The sequence below is a fragment of the Edwardsiella sp. EA181011 genome, from assembly GCF_000800725.1.
Classification (GTDB): Bacteria; Pseudomonadota; Gammaproteobacteria; order Enterobacterales; family Enterobacteriaceae; genus Edwardsiella; species Edwardsiella anguillarum.
The window spans coordinates 2,622,224-2,637,955 of sequence record NZ_CP011364.1; the positions used below are offsets into that span (position 1 = coordinate 2,622,224).

At 59.9% G+C, this 15,732-nt stretch carries 12 protein-coding genes and 1 pseudogene; 7 read left to right on the forward strand and 6 right to left on the reverse strand.

Features of this window, described 5'->3' with window-relative positions; translation table 11 throughout:
• Positions 1 to 156 precede the first annotated feature (156 nt).
• Positions 157 to 1,623, forward strand: a complete 1,467-nt coding sequence (locus tag QY76_RS11510) for a cytochrome-c peroxidase (protein WP_034163429.1) — start codon at positions 157 to 159, stop codon at positions 1,621 to 1,623.
• 74 nt (positions 1,624 to 1,697) lie between these two features.
• Here the strand turns inward: QY76_RS11510 and bioD are convergent, their stop codons facing one another.
• From bioD to QY76_RS11525, 3 genes are all read right to left on the reverse strand, one after another.
• Positions 1,698 to 2,363, reverse strand: coding sequence for a dethiobiotin synthase (gene bioD, locus QY76_RS11515; protein ID WP_045427713.1), 666 nt, complete (start codon positions 2,361 to 2,363; stop codon positions 1,698 to 1,700).
• A 174-nt stretch (positions 2,364 to 2,537) separates the two neighbouring features.
• Complete coding sequence (locus QY76_RS11520) at positions 2,538 to 3,761, reverse strand: ROK family transcriptional regulator (RefSeq protein WP_045427711.1); 1,224 nt, start codon at positions 3,759 to 3,761, stop codon at positions 2,538 to 2,540.
• Between the two features lie 115 nt (positions 3,762 to 3,876).
• Complete coding sequence (locus tag QY76_RS11525; RefSeq protein WP_034163461.1) at positions 3,877 to 4,818, reverse strand: LysR family transcriptional regulator; 942 nt, start codon at positions 4,816 to 4,818, stop codon at positions 3,877 to 3,879.
• A gap of 162 nt (positions 4,819 to 4,980) precedes the next feature.
• Here QY76_RS11525 and QY76_RS11530 point away from each other — a divergent pair, with 162 nt between their 5' ends.
• Positions 4,981 to 6,258: an MFS transporter gene (locus QY76_RS11530; RefSeq protein WP_045427708.1), complete on the forward strand. Its 1,278-nt coding sequence runs from the start codon at positions 4,981 to 4,983 to the stop codon at positions 6,256 to 6,258.
• 284 nt (positions 6,259 to 6,542) lie between these two features.
• Here the strand turns inward: QY76_RS11530 and QY76_RS11535 are convergent, their stop codons facing one another.
• Positions 6,543 to 6,980: a glyoxalase/bleomycin resistance/dioxygenase family protein gene (locus QY76_RS11535; protein WP_045427704.1), complete on the reverse strand. Its 438-nt coding sequence runs from the start codon at positions 6,978 to 6,980 to the stop codon at positions 6,543 to 6,545.
• Between the two features lie 356 nt (positions 6,981 to 7,336).
• On the opposite strand from QY76_RS11535, the gene tus reads away from it, so the two are divergent.
• Entirely contained in the window at positions 7,337 to 8,266 is a 930-nt protein-coding gene (tus, locus tag QY76_RS11540; protein WP_034163434.1) for a DNA replication terminus site-binding protein, read from the forward strand.
• Between the two features lie 15 nt (positions 8,267 to 8,281).
• Here the strand turns inward: tus and fumC are convergent.
• Positions 8,282 to 9,665 (reverse strand): annotated as a pseudogene (gene fumC, locus QY76_RS11545) (class II fumarate hydratase).
• Between the two features lie 195 nt (positions 9,666 to 9,860).
• Here fumC and manA point away from each other — a divergent pair.
• From manA to add, 3 genes are all read left to right on the forward strand, one after another.
• Complete coding sequence (gene manA / locus QY76_RS11550; protein WP_049648821.1) at positions 9,861 to 11,039, forward strand: mannose-6-phosphate isomerase; 1,179 nt, start codon at positions 9,861 to 9,863, stop codon at positions 11,037 to 11,039.
• Between the two features lie 128 nt (positions 11,040 to 11,167).
• Positions 11,168 to 12,646, forward strand: a complete 1,479-nt coding sequence (locus QY76_RS11555) for a YdgA family protein (RefSeq protein ID WP_045427698.1) — start codon at positions 11,168 to 11,170, stop codon at positions 12,644 to 12,646.
• 260 nt (positions 12,647 to 12,906) lie between these two features.
• Positions 12,907 to 13,908 carry an adenosine deaminase gene (gene add, locus QY76_RS11560; RefSeq protein WP_034163437.1) on the forward strand — a complete coding sequence of 334 codons (1,002 nt, stop codon included), beginning with the start codon at positions 12,907 to 12,909 and terminating at the stop codon, positions 13,906 to 13,908.
• 24 nt (positions 13,909 to 13,932) lie between these two features.
• Here the strand turns inward: add and QY76_RS11565 are convergent, their stop codons facing one another.
• Positions 13,933 to 14,919 (reverse strand): bile acid:sodium symporter family protein, encoded by a 987-nt coding sequence (locus QY76_RS11565; protein WP_034163438.1) that lies wholly within the window; start codon positions 14,917 to 14,919, stop codon positions 13,933 to 13,935.
• Between the two features lie 237 nt (positions 14,920 to 15,156).
• Between QY76_RS11565 and ydgT the strand changes: the two genes are divergently transcribed.
• Positions 15,157 to 15,372: a transcription modulator YdgT gene (ydgT, locus tag QY76_RS11570; RefSeq protein WP_034163439.1), complete on the forward strand. Its 216-nt coding sequence runs from the start codon at positions 15,157 to 15,159 to the stop codon at positions 15,370 to 15,372.
• Positions 15,373 to 15,732: the final 360 nt, after the last annotated feature.

Below are 15,732 nucleotides of genomic sequence, written 5' to 3' on the forward strand. Positions count from 1 at the left end.
GGTTCCTATCTTAATGATAGGCCGTCCCTGCATCTATCGTTGACACTTATCAAATATCGCTGCGAGACCACCCTGCACTATGGTCGCGTCGGTTCGCCGATATTTGTCGGCTGCCTCCGCAGCCGTATTGACACTCTCAAAAGGAGTTCTGTAACAATGAAAAAAATAACGAAATGGGTGGGAGGCATCGTCATTGTCGGTATCGCCTGCTACTTAGGGTTGGTCGGCTATGTCTATAATCATGACAAACAGCGTAATACCGTACCGAGTGAACCGGCAAGCTCACCGCTTAATGCTCAGGTATTGGGGATCCTGAGCGAAAAGGGCTGTGACTACTGCCATACGCCGTCGGCGAATTTGCCGTTTTATGCCAGCGTTCCCGGCGTGAAGCAGCTAATGGAGTATGACATGTATCAGGGATATAAGGCGTTCAACCTGACCCCCCTGCGCGAAAGTCTGCTGAAGCCCTCCCCGTGGAAAACCGCCAGCGGCCAACCGCCGACCCTGACGGATCTCAATAAGCTGGAGTGGGTGGTTCAGCATCAAACCATGCCGCCCACCCGCTATACCGCGATGCACTGGGCCGGCAGGATGTCACAGGCCGATCGCGATACCCTGCTGAAGTGGGTGAATGAGCAGCGGCAAAAATATTACACAACGCCAGATATGGCACCCTCACTGCGCAATGAGCCGATACAGCCGATCCCCGAGTCCTTACCGGTCAACGCCGAAAAAGTTGCGCTGGGATTCCGTCTGTACCACGATCCGCGTCTATCCGGCAATGACACCGTGGCCTGCGCCCACTGTCACCAGCTGGGTGCCGGCGGCGTCGATGGGCGGAAAACATCGCTGGGCGTCGATGACCAGGTTGGCCCCATCAACGCGCCGACGGTGTTTAACTCTGTGTTCAACATCGCCCAGTTCTGGGATGGCCGCGCGGCAACCCTGCAGGATCAGGCCGGAGGGCCACCGCTGAACCCGATCGAGATGGCGTCCACGTCGTGGGAACAAATCATCGGTAAGCTGAATCAGGATCAGGCGTTTAAGCAGGAGTTTCTCAAGGTGTATCCGCAGGGGTTCAGCGGAAAAACCATCACTGACGCCATCGCCGAGTTTGAAAGGACCCTGATTACGCCGAACTCCGCGTTTGATCGCTATCTGCGCGGCGACAGCAGCGCACTCACGGCCCAGCAGCAGCATGGCTATCAGCTCTTTAAGGATAACCGCTGTGCAACCTGCCACGCCGGCGTCGCCATGGGCGGGGAGTCTTATGAGCCCCTCGGGTTGATCAAAGCCTACCCGTTTGGCGAAGTGACCAGCGCTGATATCGGCCGGATGAACGTGACCCAGGATCTGCGCGATAAGCTGCGCCAGAAGGTACCGACGCTGCGTAACGTTGAGCTGACCGGCCCCTACTTCCACCGTGGGGATGTGAAGACGCTGGATGAGGCGGTGAAGCAAATGCTGCGCTATCAGGTCGGCGTCACCCTGCCGCAAAGCGATGTCGACGATATCGTGGCCTTCCTGAAGAGTCTGAACGGTGTCTATACGCCGTATCCGATGAACACGGCCGCCGCCGCAGAGAGCCTAACGACGGCGCCGCGGGAGACGGCCCATCCATAACCGTTGACCGAAAAGCAAACGGGCGTGCACTGTGCACGCCCGTTTCAGTCACAAAATCGTGTCCTTACGCGGCGTCAGACCAGCGCAGACAAATCGATATAGCGCGCCAGCGCTTTTTCCTCTGGACGGTACAGATAGGGGATCTCTCCCAGCTGCGGCGCCGGCAGTTTCTGCCGCAGAGCATCAATGGTCTCAGCATAATGCGACAGGCCGGGGTTAATCCGGTTCGCAATCCAGCCGACAAACGGAAGGCCATCATTAATAATGGCCTGAGCGGTCAGTATGGCATGGCTGATACAGCCCAGCTTAATCCCCACCACCAGGATCACCGGGAGTTGCTCCTGCACAACCCATTCAGAGAGCGGACGCAAATCCTGCATCAATACCCGCCAGCCGCCGGTTCCCTGCACCACGACATGCTGCGCCTTCGCGCTCAGATGCTGCAGCCCACGGCTCATGGCGCCATAGTCCAGCGCCTCGCCGGTATAGGCATTGGCTATCTCTTCGCGCAGGGTGACAGGATTAACCTCGTCATAGCTGAGCGCCATGGAAGAGGCCTCGAGCAGCGTGACGGCATCCCGATTGCGTAATCCCTGCGGGGTCTCATCGCTGCCTACGGCGATAGGTTTATACCCCACCGCGCTGTGCCCCGCCGCCTGAATAGCTTGTAATAACGCACGGGAGGCCACCGTTTTACCCACCTCGGTGTCGGTTCCCGTAACGAATACGCGTTTTAACATGGAATAGTGCCCGCGATCGCTAATAAACCAGGAAGTCTAGGCGAAGCGCTTCTTAGGCGGCTTGCGTTAGCTCAAATTTTTATTTATCGCGCGGATCATTTTCCTACCCAGCGCGCGAATTCACGGGCGATGAGTAACCGTTCGGCAAACAAAAGCGAACAATTATGCGTACAATTACCCTTGCAGCAGCTGTACCAGCAGCGAACCGTTATATAGCGCTTCTTTGACCAGCGCGGCAGCGGGCATCGTACCATGGTTGTGAAAATGGCTGGCCTCAACCGAAAGATGCTGGGTGTAATGGGGCAGCGCCTGCTGCCGAATTGCGCTGGCGATGGAGGGGAACAAGACCTCCGCGGCCTGGTTCAGCGGTGAGCCTATCAGGATTTTTTCCGGGTTAAACAGGTTAACCATCACCGCAGCGATGCGCCCCACGCTATGACCGACGCTATTGATCAAGTCCCGTCCTAGCTGATCTCCCTGCAGCGCGGCCTGACACAGGGCCTCAATATTCAGCGGACTGACCGCGTGCAGCTGTGACGACGGCGACAGCGCGAGACGCTGCTGCGCCAGCGTCAGTATATTGCCCAGCCCGGCGATCGTCTCCAGACAACCATGGTTTCCGCAGTAGCACTGCTTGCCATAGGGATCGACCTGGGTATGCCCTATTTCTACCAAACTTTGGCGACTTCCGTTCAGCAGACGCCCTTCGCTGATCACGCCGGCGCCCACGTTATGGTCAATGACAATCTGAATCAGGTTGGCGCAGCCCGCGCCGGCGCCAAACAGCGACTCGGCCATGGTCCAAGCGCAAACGTCATGCTGCAGATATACCGGCAGCCCCGTATGGCGCGAGAGCTCGGCGCTCAACGCCATGTCACACACCTCAGCATAGTACGGCATCCGGTGTACGATCCCCTGGGCGGCGTTAATCAGCCCCGGCAGCGTAATGGCAATCGCCGTCAGACGCTCCAGCTGACGCTGGTGGCGGGTGAAAAACAGATCGATCTCTGTCACGATGCGGGTCAGCAGCGGCAGTTCACCCTGCGCCGGCAGCGCGATCTCCTCTTCGGCGACCAGCGCGCCGCTCAGATCGCGCAGCGCTAGCGTCATCGTGCCCAGCCCAATCCGCACGCAAAGATAGTGCCAGGATGCGGTATCCAGCGTGAGCCCCACGGCAGGACGTCCGCGGCTGCCGGGCTCCTGGAATTCCGTCTCCTGCACCAGGTGAGCCTCAAGCAGCTCACGCACGATTTTGGTAATGCTGGCGGGTGCCAGCTGTGCGCGTTTTGAGAGCTCAATGCGCGAAATGGGGCCAAAACGATCGATAAGGCGGTAAACCGCCCCAGCATTTATCTGCTTGATTTGATCAATATGCCCCGGCTGACCGTCAGCAATCACTACCGCTACTCCCAGTTATTTTTCGCGCTTCAAAATAAATCTTACCGGGTATGGCGGGGATTTTACAAAAAGGCGTCAACCATTTGATTAGTTATGTGATTAAGTGCACAAATACTTACCCATTCGGCGCGTTTTCCATCATCGATGGCGGCGCCATGACGTCGGAGGGTGGCGCGGTCAGCAGCGCGATCAGCGCATTGGCCTGTGCGCTCAGCGGCCGCTGGCGGTGGTAGGCGAGCCACACCTCGGTATAGGCGTCGGGCTCATCCAATGCGCGATAACACACACCGTCCACCTGAATACGAGTATAGGACGCAGGCAGAATAGAGATGCCCAGGCCCGCCGAGATCAGCCCGACGATCGTCATCGCCTCACCGACCTCCTGCGTAATATACGGCACAATGCCGGCCCTCTTCAGCAGCGACAGCAGCTCATCGTATAGCGCCGTACCATCACCGCGGGAAAAAAAGACAAAGGGTTGGTCGGCCAGGTCGCTGAACCTCAGCGCCTGCCCCCGCAGCGCCAAGGGATGGTGACGATGCAAAACCGCAACCAGCGGCTCACGCTGCAGCACCCGGTGCGTCAGCACGCCGGGCAGCAGCGTATTGCGCAATATGCCGATGTCCAGCTTGCCATCAACCAACGGTTCGATCTGCTGCTTGGTATTTAGCTCGCGCATCTGCAGATGTACCTGCGGATAGCGCTGGCGATAGGAGAACAGGCTGTGTGCCACCCGGGGAATAAAGGGAACCGATGAGGTAAAGCCAATGGTTAGATCCCCGGTCTCCCCCCGATGGGCCCGGGCCGCCTTTTCGGCCGCCTGCTCCAGCTGACTGACGATCGCATAGCACTCTTTTAGAAAAAGGCTCCCCGCCTGCGTCAGGCTGACGCTGCGGTTGGTGCGCATCAGCAAACAGGCGCCCAGTTCGCGCTCCAGCGCCTGGATCTGCTGGCTCAGCGGCGGCTGCGAGATATTCAGCCGCTCCGCCGCCCGGTTGAAATGTCGCTCCTCGGCGACGGCGATAAAGTACTTAAGATGACGAATTTCGATGCGCATGGCCATTGATACTTTAAATATATTATTGGTTCTTATTAATATATTAGACATTCAACAGGCGTAATTCTATGCTCGCTGTCCTGCAGCCTGGTTTCGCGTCGATATCGCAGATCGTGATGTGGCCTAGGCTGACTCTCTGTTTGTCCCGTATAAGGATATTGTGTGAATACCTCCCCGGCTGAAGCCGCGCCGGATACCGTCTCTCCGGCATCCACCGCCATCAGCGATGACCTTAATGGTAAACCCCCTTTTATCACCCGCGACCGCCCCGATTTCAAGCGGGTCACGCTGGCCCTGTTTTCCGCGGGGCTGGCCACTTTTGCCCTGCTGTACTGCGTACAGCCCATTCTACCGGTGCTATCGCAGGATTTCGCCATTACTCCGGCGACCAGCAGCCTATCGCTGTCGGTTTCCACCGGTATGCTGGCCATCGGACTGCTGTTTACCGGCCCGCTCTCCGATGCCATCGGTCGTAAGAATGTCATGGTCACGGCGCTGCTGCTGGCGGCTGTCTGCACCCTGATCTGCGCCCTGATGAGCAGCTGGGATGCCATTCTGGTGATGCGAGCCCTGGTGGGGCTGGCCCTGAGCGGCGTAGCTGCCGTGGCCATGACCTATCTCAGCGAAGAGATGGATCCCTCGGTAGTCGCGTTCTCCATGGGGCTGTACATCAGCGGAAACTCGATCGGCGGCATGAGCGGCCGCCTGATCAGCGGCGTCCTGACGGATTACTTCTCCTGGCGGGCCACCCTGGCCGTCATCGGGCTATTTGCGCTGTGCGGCGCGCTGATGTTCTGGAAAATCCTGCCGCCCTCGCGCCATTTTCGCCCGACCTCCCTGCGCCCGCGCAACCTGCTGCTCAATCTGCGCCTGCACTGCCACGATCGGGGGCTTCCGCTGCTGTTCGCCGAAGGCTTCCTGCTGATGGGCAGCTTTGTCACGCTGTTTAACTACATTGGCTACCGCCTGCTGGCCGCCCCCTATGACCTCAGCCAGGCTATCGTCGGCGTGCTATCACTGGTCTATATCAGCGGCACCTACAGCTCGCCCAAGGCCGGGGCGATGACCGCCCGCTTTGGCCGTGGCCCGGTGCTGAGCGTCGCGATAATCATCATGCTGCTGGGACTGCTGATCACCGCCTTCTCCGCGCTGTGGCTGGTGTTTATTGGCATGGTGCTGTTTACCACCGGCTTCTTCGCCGCCCATTCCGTGGCCAGCAGCTGGATCGGCCGCCGGGCGCGCCGGGCCAAAGGCCAGGCCTCCTCACTCTATTTGTTCAGCTACTACGTCGGATCCAGCGTCGCCGGTACGCTAGGCGGCGTGTTCTGGCACAGCCATGGCTGGAACGGTATCGTCGTCTTCCTGGTCGCCATGCTGCTGCTCGCCTGGCTGCTGGGGCGTCGTCTACAGCGTCTCCCTGAAGCCACCCCGCTATCATAGCGTCCATCGCATCCTTGCCGGGCGGCCCGCCGCTCGGCGAGCGTACGAACGATCCCGGCCCAGGTATTGCGGGGGCCAAAGCAGCCGGAGTGCGGTTTGGCCCTCCTCCCGCGCGGAATGAAAAACGGCCGCTGACGACGACTGCTCATATTGGCGCTCGGGGAGTCTCGGTGCCATTGCACCGGAATTTAATTCCCCCTTTTAGCCTATTGGCGGGAACGTCATCCTCTTGAATGTCAGACATTCGGGTTGGCTATCCGCTCAGTGCCAAAAACGAACACGGTTTACCCACGAAGCCAAGGGGTCATCGTAAGCCCGGTGAGCAACCCTTCGGGGCTGAGCAGACGCGTGACAGTTTGTCCCCACGGCTCTATGCGGTTAGCCACAAACAGGCTATAGCCCTTCTCTACCAATATCCGGGTAGCAGAATCGAGATCCTGTACCTCATATTCAATCCATCCCTGAGGGATCGGGTGTTCCGTTGGCCATAACCCAACGCCAAAGCATGAGGTTGCAGCCTGTGACAGTGGCCAGACGGCAAAATGTTTAACCCCTTTCAGCAGGCCCTCTTCCGACAGCAGGTAATCGCAGTTACCCTCCATGGGGTTAAGCGGCAGACCGAGTGTCCGCACATAAAACGCGGTGCTGGATTCAGTATCCTGCGCAATGGGCCCAAACCCCGCGACAAACAACACGTCAATTTCCGGTAAATTCTGCGCCATGCCGGCATCCTTAATCCGCTGGAATGAATCCTCAATGTATATTACGACTCAGCGAGTATCCAGGGGGATGCGCTGACGGCTCCATGTGATATGGGCAGTAACCAGAACATCCGCTGCGCGCCCAACGCGGTCCGGGCTGAGAAACCGCCTTAGCGTAGGATACCTCTCGCGTTCCAAGCGCCCACCCCTGCCATCCTGAGGATGCTATCGCCGCCGGGGCCCCCCTCCATCGATGGACATCAATCCTGCTGGACTCCCGCTATCCGCGGGATGGTAGGGGTAAAATGCGTTGCTGCAGACAGCGCAGTGTGTCATCATCAAATGTATGTTGTAACTAATAAAGACATCTATCCTCAATGACCACCAGCAGCGTTATCGAACGACTTCATCTCTGCTTCCGTCAACTGGAGGAGACGCTAGCGCATGTCGACCACCAGCTGGCTGCCCTCACCCCGCTGCAGGCGCAGATATTTGCGCTACCGGAGATAGAAAAAGGCAAAGAGCATGAGGAGATCCGCCGCATCGCCGTCCTCCCCTGTGCCGCCGGGGAGGCTTTTGACGCCGGACGCCGTCACTTTCGCCGCCTCTTCCTTCACCACCACAGCCAGCATGTCAGCAGCAAGGCCGCGGTACGCCTGCCCGGCGTGCTGTGCTACCAGGCCACGCCCCGGCAGCGCAGCGCGCTGCGCGACGCGATCGAGAGAGTCAACCGCCACAAACAACAGCTGGAGCAGATCATCGCCGTGGAGACCGGACTGCCTCCGGAGCAGCGCTTTGACTTTGTCCACCGCCAGCTCAAAGGGCTGCTGACCCTCAGCGCCTACCGCACTCTGACGCTACTAGACGATCCCAGCAGCGTCGGCTTCGGCTGGGCAAACAAGCAGGTGATCAATAATCTCAGCCGCGCCGAGGTACTGACGCGCCTGGATAAAAGCCTGCGCGCCGGACGCGCCGTTGCCCCCTACACCCGTGAACAGTGGACGCAGCGCATTCTGCAGGAACGGGATACCCTGCTGGCGCTGCCCGGGGATGTCAAACTCAAAATTCGCCGCCCGGTCAAGGTTCAGCCGATTGCCCGCGTGTGGTACAGCGCTATCCAGCGTCAGGTACAGCACCCCTGCAGCATGCCGCTGATCGCGCTGTGCGAGTCTGCTGAGCTGGCGCCGCGCATCGGCACGCTGGCCGACTACGACGCCGACAACATCGCGCTGCGCCATCGCCCGCGGGCCAAGAAGCTGATTCCGGTGATCCCCCGGCTGCATCTGTACCGTGAGGTCGATGAGTAGTGACGTTGTCACAGATCAATCGCCCCACGCCGGATTACCCACCATCTGCGCGGGTTGAACCCACTGGTCAAACGCCTGCGCGCTGACATAGCCGAGCGCTAGCGCCGCCGCCCGTAGCGTCGTCCCCTCTCGGTGCGCCTTCTTGGCGATCTCGGCCGCCCGATCGTAGCCGATGTGCGGGGCCAGCGCCGTCACCAGCATCAGAGAACGCTGCAGCAGCTCATCGATACACTCCCGGTTCGGCATCAGCCCCTGCACACAGTGCTGGTTGAAGCTCTCCATGCCATCGGCCAACAGGCGCAGGGACTGTAAGACATTGCGGATCACCAGCGGGCGAAAGACGTTCAGCTCAAAGTTACCGGAGGCGCCACCGATATTCACGGCGGTATCATTCCCCAGCACCTGCGCACACACCATGGTCAGCGCCTCACACTGCGTCGGGTTGACCTTACTGAGCATGATGGAGCTGCCCGGCTCATTCTCCGGCAGCCCCAGCTCCCCTATCCCACAGCGGGGGCCAGAGGCCAGCCAGCGCACATCGTTAGCGATCTTCATCAGGGAGCAGGCCAGCCCCTTCAGCGCGCCGTGCCCTTGCACCAAGGCATCACAGGTCGCCAGCGCCTTGAACTTATTAGGAGCGCTGACAAATGGCAGACCGCGCTGGTCAGCGATCTCGGCGGCGACACGCAGGGCAAAGCCCGGCGGCGTATTCAGTCCGGTTCCGAGCGCCGTTCCCCCCAGCGCCAGCTCGTACAGGTGCGGTAGCGCGTGGCGGATATGCTGCCCACTGTGCTCCAGCACCGCCACCCAGCCGGAGATCTCCTGCCCCAGCGTCAGCGGCATGGCATCCTGCAGATGGGTGCGCCCAATCTTCACAATGGAGGCGAAGCACTGCGCCTTATGCCGCAGGGTATCGCTCAGTTGGGCGATCCGCGGCAGCAGATCGCGCTCAATGCCCAACACCGCCGCCACGTGCATCGCCGTTGGAAACACATCGTTGGAGCTTTGGGTGCTATTGACGTCATCGTTGGGATGCACCAAGCGCTGCTCGCCGCGGACGCCCCCCAGCAGCTCACTGGCGCGGTTCGCCAGCACTTCGTTCATATTCATATTGGTCTGCGTGCCGGAGCCCGTCTGCCAGACCGACAGCGGAAACTCCCCGGCACGCTGACCGTCGATAACCTCCTGCGCCGCCAGTATAATAGCGGGCGCCCGGCCTCTCGGTTTACTCGCGCAGCACACAGTTTGACCAGCGCCAGCGCCGTAATCAGCGCCGGCGGCATCTTTTCTACCGAGATACGAAAATGCGCCAGAGAGCGCTGCATCTGGGCGCCCCACATACGATCCTGAGGCACCTCACCTGTCCCATCGCGTCTCTCTCTATACGCATCGCCGTCATCGTCTCTCCTCGGTTCTCCGTTGGCCCATCGCCCGCGCGGTGAGAAATTAACCGCCTCTTTTTCAGTATACTGCCTTGCCAATGGCCTCATTGAGGATGCCTTCGTCATTTAGATGATCAATCCCCTTGCCGAGGCGGGGGCTGTTCCTGTTTACTGAAGAAAATTCACGTTTCACTGACTCGCGGAACCGACAGATGCAAAAGATGATCAATGCCATACAGCACTATGCCTGGGGCAGCCACGACGCGCTGAGTAACCTCTATGGCATCGCTAACCCGGATGACCAGCCGATGGCCGAACTGTGGATGGGGGCCCACCCGTTGAACAGCTCTCGGGTGCAGGATGCGCACGGCGCCGAGCTCAGCCTGCGCGATCAAATCGCCGCCGATCCACGCGCCCAGCTGGGCGATGCCGTCGCTCATCGCTTTGGCGAGCTGCCGTTTCTGTTCAAGGTGCTATGCGCCGCCCAGCCGCTCTCCATTCAGGTACATCCCAACAAACGCGCCGCCGAGGCCGGCTTTGCGCGTGAGGAGGCCGCCGGCATCGCGCGAAATGCCCCTAACCGTAACTACAAGGACGCCAACCATAAGCCGGAGCTGGTATATGCGCTGACCCCCTTTGCGGCAATGAACGGCTTTCGCGAATTCGATCGGATAGCCGCCTTGCTGCAGCCGCTGGCCGATGCCCACCCGGATATCGCCGGTTTTATCGCGCACCCGACCACCGACACGCTGCGGACCCTGTTTGCCAATCTGCTCAATATGCAGGGCGAGGAAAAAGCCCATGCGCTGCGCCGCCTGCGCGAGGAGATGGCCCACCAGCAAGGTGCGGTCTGGGACACCCTGCGTACCATTATCCCTATTTACCCGGATGACAGCGGCCTGTTCTCCCCGCTGCTGCTGAATGTGATCGAGCTGGCACCGGGCCAGGCCATGTTCCTGGATGCCGAAACCCCTCACGCCTATCTGCACGGCGTCGGCCTAGAGGTCATGGCCAATTCGGATAACGTACTGCGCGCCGGCCTGACCCCGAAATATATCGACGTCGCCGAGCTGCTGGAGAACGTCCGCTTCGTCGCCAAACCGCTCGAGACGCTGCTGACGGCGCCGAGCACCGCCGGCGCAGAGACCCGTTTTCCGGTGCCGGTCGCCGATTTTTCCTTCGCGGTCCATACCCTGAGCGCACAGCCGCAGCCGCTGCATCAGGAGAGCGCCGCTGTGCTGTTCTGTATCCGTGGAGAGGCCCGGCTGCAGCAGGGGGCACAGACGCTGATCCTGCACGCCGGCGAGTCCTGCTATCTCAGCGCCGCCGACCGCCAGGTTTCGGTGACCGGTCACGGCGAGCTGGCGCGCGTGTTTAATCAGTTAGATTAATTTTCAACGAATTATTTGCCAATTACACCCCCTTGCCGCCACAATAAAAACGCCTGCGGGCGTTTTTTACCTTCCGGCACCGATGCGCTTGAAGCCGGTGCCCGATTCTGGCTACAGAAGGACAGAGTATGAAAAAATCAGCCGTCGCCGTTGCGGTCATCGTGGTGTTGGGCGCAGCCTGGAGCGGCGCATCGTGGTATACCGGTAAGCTTATTGAGCAGCGTATGGACGGTGAGGTTGCCCGCCTTAACGAAAGCCTCACTCAGCGCCTGCCTCAGGCCGGCCTGAAGATCAGCTACCAGGATTACCAACGCGGCGTTTTCTCCAGCCGGGTTCGCTACATTATCCAGGCCGATCCCGCCGCCAAACAGGATGCACTGCTGAAGCCGGGCCAGCAGCTGGCGCTGAATGAAACCATCAGCCATGGCCCCTTCCCGCTGACCCACTTCTCCCTGGAGCCCAGCATGGCCGTGGTGCACAGTGAGCTGGCCAACACACCGCTGGTCGCCCCGCTGTTTACAGTCAATAAAGGGCAGTCGCCGCTCGATGCCTATACCCGGATCGCCTATAGCGGAGATAACCGCTCCGAAATAACCCTGCTGCCGCTCTCTCTGCAGGCGGGCGAGAATAAAATCGACTTTGGCGGGGCGCAGATTAAGGCCGATGTCGCCCGCGATCTCAGCCGAATGGATCTGGCGGCGGAGGCCAAGAGCCTGAGCATCGACGCCCCGAACGGTGGACAGCGTGAAACCCTGTCGCTGACGGGCGCCACCTTTACCACCCACAGCAAGATGGGCAAGTTCGGCCTGAATATCGGTGAACAGCAGATCGCCGCCAAGCGTCTGAGCCTATCGGTCGATGGCAAAGAGAGCGCCGCGCTGGACGATCTGGCAATGAACGCCAGCCTGAAAGAGGGTGAGCGTACGCTGGACGCCCGGGTGGACTATCGCCTGGGCGCGCTGCAGATCGATGGCAAAGCCTTCGGCGGCGGCGCCATGACGCTGGACCTGAACGGGTTCGATGGCCATGGCGTGAAAACGTTTGCCGATGAATACAACGCCTTTATCAGCCGCCAGCTCAGCAGCGGCCACAGCAGCGACAGCGCCGCCTATCAGCAGCAGCTGACCAGCATGCTGGATGCCGCCCTGCCCACCCTGCTGAGCGGCAATCCCCGGATCGATCTCAAGCCGGTCACCTGGAAAAACAGCGCCGGCAGCAGTCAGTTTGACCTTAGCCTGTCCCTGGGCGCACCGGCCAAGACCGAGGCCGCCGCCGCGCTGCCGCCGCTGTTGCAGGCCGTCCGTACGCTAGATGTCTCCCTTAACCTCTCCATGCCGATGGCGACGCAAATCGCCGCCAATGCGGCCGAGCTCGAGGGCTACCAGGCCGATGAGGCGCAAAAGCTGGCGGCACAGCAGGTGCAGGGCGTCTCCGCCATGGGCCAGATGTTTAAGCTCACGACGCAGCAGGATAACGCGATCGTCAGCCAGCTACGCTATGCCGACGGACAGGTCACCCTAAACGGTAAGCAGATGACCCTGGCTCAGTTTGCCGGCCTGTTTGGCGTGCTGGGCGGTATGGATTCAGCGCCCACGGGCGCGCAGTAATCCTCTCCGCTGCCATCGACAACGCCCGCCGCTCGGCGGGCGTTTTTTTTCCCTTTCCGCACAGTGCGTAACATTGTATATAAACACAGCATTTCCGCACAGCGCGCCATACTGTATATAAATACAGCATGGCAGCAAAGCGAGACATTGATGGATTTTTAGTGATATTCATCACACTTTTATGCAATTAGATGGCGTTTTACATCGTGTTATTTTTATACTGTTGCGCACTTTAATCAAAATAACTGAGAGTGCCCATCATGATCGATTCGCGTTTTCCCCTGACCGACCTGCACCGCCATCTTGATGGCAATATCCGACCGCAAACCATTCTAGAGCTGGGGCAACAGTATCAGCTGGCACTGCCGGCGGATGAGCTGGAGGCCCTGCGCCCCCATGTCCAAATCAGCGATACGGTTCCGGATCTGGTCAGCTTTCTGCAGAAGCTGGACTGGGGCGTCGCCGTTCTGGCCACTCTGGACGCCTGCCGCCGGGTGGCCTACGAAAACGTGGAAGATCTGAAGCACGCAGGCATCGATTATGCCGAACTGCGCTTCTCCCCCTACTACATGGCACAGCGCCACGGCCTGCCGCTGCAGGGGGTGGTTGAAGCCATCATTGACGGCGTCAGCGCCGCATCGCGCGACGTCGGCGTTCCGGTCAAACTGATTGGGATCATGAGTCGCACCTTTGGCCAGGAGGCCTGCCGCCAGGAGCTGGAGGCGCTGCTGAGCTGCCGTGAGCGGATCGCCGCGCTGGACCTGGCCGGTGACGAACTGGGCTTCCCGGGCGATCTGTTTATGTCGCACTTTACCCGAGCGCGTGACGCGGGATGGCACATTACGGTACACGCCGGCGAAGCCGCGGGGGCGGAAAGCATCTGGCAGGCCATCCGCGAGCTGGGGGCCGAACGCATTGGCCACGGCGTGAAGGCGATCCAAGATGCGCGCCTGATGGATTATCTGGCGGAGCACGCCATCGGCGTGGAGGCCTGCCTGACCTCCAATCTGCAGACCAGTACGGTGCCCTCTTTGGCACAGCATCCGCTGAAGCATTTCCTGCAACACGGCATTATCGCTAACCTCAATACGGATGACCCTGCGGTGGAAGGGATTGAGCTGCGTCACGAATACCAGACGGCCGCCCCGGCGGCGGGCCTGAGCGCCGAGCAGATCCGCCAGGCGCAGTACAACGGCCTGACTATGGCTTTCCTGAGCCCGGCGGAGAAGCAGGCGCTGCGCGACGCCAAGCAGGTAGGCTAATCCCCCAGCGCCCTGGGCGCCTCGCTATTCAGCGCGCGCCTGCGCCTGACGGCCGCGGGCGTAGCGCTGGGCCAGCCAGGCACAGACCATCAGCTGCAGCTGGTGAAAAATCATCAGCGGCAGCACCATCATCCCGACGGCCGCCGCCGGAAATAGCACGTTGGCCATCGGGATACCGTTGGCCAGGCTCTTTTTAGAGCCGCAGAACACAATGGTTATCTCATCGGCCTTATCGAACCCCAACGCCCGGGCGACGACGGTGTTAATCAGCAGCACAATCGTCAGCAGCAGGCAGGAGACCAGCACGATCACCCCGAGAGAGCCGGCGTCAATACGCTGCCAGATCCCCTCGATCACCGCCTCACTGAACGCGGTATAGACCACCAACAGGATCGATGAACGGTCGGTTACATTGATCAGACGCCGGTGACGGGCCACCCAAGTCGCCGTCAGCGGACGCGACAGATGTCCCAGCAGGAACGGCAGCATCAGCTGCAGCACAATCGCGCCGATAGCGTGCAGGCTATCGATATTGTCGCCCTGCGTATGCATCAGCAGCCCCACCAGCAGCGGCGATAAAAACACCCCCAGCATACTGGAGGCCGAGGCGCTGCAGATGGCCGCCGCCACGTTGCCGCCGGCCATCGAGGTATAGGCAATGGCCGACTGCACCGTCGCTGGCAGCGCGCACAGATACAAAAAGCCCAGATAGACCGCGGGGCTCATCAGCGCCGGCACCAGCGCCCCCAGCCCCACGCCCAGCAGAGGGAACAGTGCGAAGGTGCTCAGGAATACTACGAGATGCAGCCGCCAGTGGCCGATACCGGCACCGATCGCCTCGCGCGACAGCTTGGCGCCATGCATAAAAAACAGCAGCGCGATAGCCGCGGTCGTCAAGTGACCAAACAGGGTTTTGGCTTCGCCACGACAAGGAAACAGCGATGCCAGCAGCACCACCAGGATCAGAACCAACAGAAATGGATCAATGCGTAAACGCCGCAGCCAGGACATAACACCGGTTTCCTTGTCAATCGATGGGATCGCCCCATCATAGCGGGGTTTCCTCCGCCTGCCACGCCCCTGTTACAGACCCTGACAAAATCCCCGCCGCCGCGGTGGCGCAGAATGGCATCGTTGCCATCAACATTTCATAATTTTGCAATCTATATCACTAATATCTCGCTGGACTCATTAGAATAATTGCTGAATACTGTTCTTTTATTATACATATCGAACAATGACGAAAATATGAACGTTGACGAATTCCTGCACAAATTCCGCAAGGTGAATAATAGCGACAGTCTGGAAAAACTCTTCGACCATTTAAATTATTCTCTGCGCGATGAAAGCGACATTATAAATATGTATCGCGCCGCCGACCATCGGCGCGCCGAACTGGTCAGCGGCGGGCGTCTGTTTGACGTGGGCTGCGTGCCGAAAGAGATTTGGCACTATGTCGTCTAGATCGGCCGACGCCGCGCGCGTTGGCCCTGTGTCCGCGCCCGCCGCCGCGCGGCGTACCGGGTTAACCCGTCCCCTGCTCGCCCCCTCCCGCTAAGCCCGTCGCGCGGCCTCCGCCACGCAGGTCATCCCGCCGAAATAGCGCGCGACGGACGAACCGGGCAGAGTCAGTGACTTTAAATTAGATGCTCTGAATTATTCCGTCCGGTTAATCGTTTACCTCGCTTTTTCTATTAACGCGAAGCGTAATGAAAATTAAGCGTAAATACCCGGCCCCGCGGGAATTCCCCCGCCTCACCGCGCTCAGCGAGATGATAAATCAGCCGGCTTTATAAAATAGCCCTCGCAGGCGGTGCAGTCTCT

Excerpts from the sequence above, each read along its gene's own strand:
- QY76_RS11510 (WP_034163429.1), top strand. The coding sequence starts at position 157 with ATGAAAAAAATAACGAAATGGGTGGGAGGCATCGTCATTGTCGGTATC.
- bioD (WP_045427713.1), bottom strand. The coding sequence starts at position 2,363 with ATGTTAAAACGCGTATTCGTTACGGGAACCGACACCGAGGTGGGTAAA.
- QY76_RS11565 (WP_034163438.1), bottom strand. The coding sequence starts at position 14,919 with ATGTCCTGGCTGCGGCGTTTACGCATTGATCCATTTCTGTTGGTTCTG.
- tus (WP_034163434.1), top strand. The coding sequence starts at position 7,337 with ATGACCACCAGCAGCGTTATCGAACGACTTCATCTCTGCTTCCGTCAA.
- QY76_RS11535 (WP_045427704.1), bottom strand. The coding sequence starts at position 6,980 with ATGGCGCAGAATTTACCGGAAATTGACGTGTTGTTTGTCGCGGGGTTT.
- add (WP_034163437.1), top strand. The coding sequence starts at position 12,907 with ATGATCGATTCGCGTTTTCCCCTGACCGACCTGCACCGCCATCTTGAT.
- ydgT (WP_034163439.1), top strand. The coding sequence starts at position 15,157 with ATGAACGTTGACGAATTCCTGCACAAATTCCGCAAGGTGAATAATAGC.
- manA (WP_049648821.1), top strand. The coding sequence starts at position 9,861 with ATGCAAAAGATGATCAATGCCATACAGCACTATGCCTGGGGCAGCCAC.
- QY76_RS11525 (WP_034163461.1), bottom strand. The coding sequence starts at position 4,818 with ATGCGCATCGAAATTCGTCATCTTAAGTACTTTATCGCCGTCGCCGAG.
- QY76_RS11555 (WP_045427698.1), top strand. The coding sequence starts at position 11,168 with ATGAAAAAATCAGCCGTCGCCGTTGCGGTCATCGTGGTGTTGGGCGCA.